The following is a 1532-nucleotide window of genomic DNA, read 5'->3' as shown; positions in this document are numbered from 1 at the left end:
GGCTCATGCCACGCAGCAGACTGACCTGGATATCGGAGCGTTCTTCAACGCTGAGTTCGTGATAAGACATGGCAACACCCTACCGGAAAGGTCAGGTGTTGCACTCAGTTTTTGCCGCCGCCACTAAATAAATATTTCGAGCATTAATCCGCTGTTCAGCACTGGCCAAGTGGGAACAGCGGATTATCAGTGAATCAGCGAGATAAGTGCCTCATGAACAGCCGACGCGTTAATGACGATTACACCTTGAAAGATGATGTACTGTTAACCAAATCGGGTTTTGCTTACTTGATTGGTGGCAATCACTCGGTATTAAAATATATCACTGGCGAATCAGAACCCACCGCGCAGTCGCTAGAGAACTTCAAATTCAACATTTCACGCCGGGCTTATATTTCGAAACTCTCGAAATGTAAGTTTCTACACGTGATCTTTCCAGACAAGCAATCTGTTATTGATGATGAATTCCCGATCCCGATAAAGTCTAGACTTGGGGACAGATATATCGAGCACATAAAGCAGGATGGCCTTCAAGGACTTGTTTTTTACCCGGCTGATTTTCTCAAGCAGACCCTAGGACACAGAGCTTATGAAAAGCTTGATACGCATTTATCTGATTTAGGATCGCTGTTAGTGCTGGCGAGAATTCTTGACCTGCTCGGCTATCCTGCTCCCGTTGCGCTTAAAGAAATACAGGCTTGCATCAACCTGAGAAAGACTGTCACAGGCGATTTGGGTAACAAGCTCTCTCCCCCCTTGAAGCAGAATACTACAAAACTGAACCCTGACTGGAACTACTGCAAATTTTCAAGCAATGGCTCATCCAATAACGGCCAGATTGATATCTATTTTAGCCCGGAGTCTAGTACTGATAAGAGACTACTGATCTTTGGGGACTCTTTCTTCAGGCTCATGCTCCCACACCTCTCCAAAATATTTAGACAGGTCGTATTTCTCCGCACACCTTACTACCATGCGGAGATGGTAGAGCTGATTCGGCCGGATATCGTACTAACAGGTAATGCCGAACGTTATTTAGCCGATGTAGCATCGGACAATAACGCTCCTGCATTTCAGACGTATTCATATACCCACAACATTGAATCCAGACCCTCCTCACTTTTTCTGAATGCCTTCCGCTCCATTACTGCCCCTAGAGCTATTTCATCGCAAAAATACTTCACACAACTATTTGATCATATGGCTCAAGAAAAGAAGATTATTGGGCCGTCACACATGGTCAGATGGGCTCAACATGTAAGCAATGGTCTTTTGAAGCAGCCAGCATCACCCGTCGACCTCATTGGTTTTGGAGGTGCGCCAGTATGGTCTCGACGTCTACTTGAAACGGCTAGAAAAGAATGTAATGAAGACACTAAAATCCTATTAATGGTTGGTGACTTTCGTTTCGGAAATGACATCGCTTTGAGGGCAGATCGGGATTCTCTACCGCTGTTCTTGCCAAACATATCGGGAATCAATGGTAAGGCGGTAACTCCGAACCATGACCAGTTTATGTTCCAGAGATCATC

General features: G+C 45.3%; 1 protein-coding gene. It reads left to right on the top strand.

Going from position 1 to position 1532, the window contains the following annotated elements; genetic code table 11:
- Positions 1-213: 213 nt before the first annotated feature.
- Positions 214-1532: hypothetical protein (locus tag GIW04_RS30625; protein ID WP_236479602.1), on the top strand; the 1319-nt coding region annotated here is incomplete at its 3' end.

It is taken from the genome of Pseudomonas sp. PA-4-8C, from assembly GCF_021606625.1.
GTDB lineage: Bacteria > Pseudomonadota > Gammaproteobacteria > Pseudomonadales > Pseudomonadaceae > Aquipseudomonas > Aquipseudomonas lactis.
The sequence above is the reverse complement of the archived record's forward strand: the minus strand, read 5'-3'. Positions and strand labels throughout refer to the sequence as shown.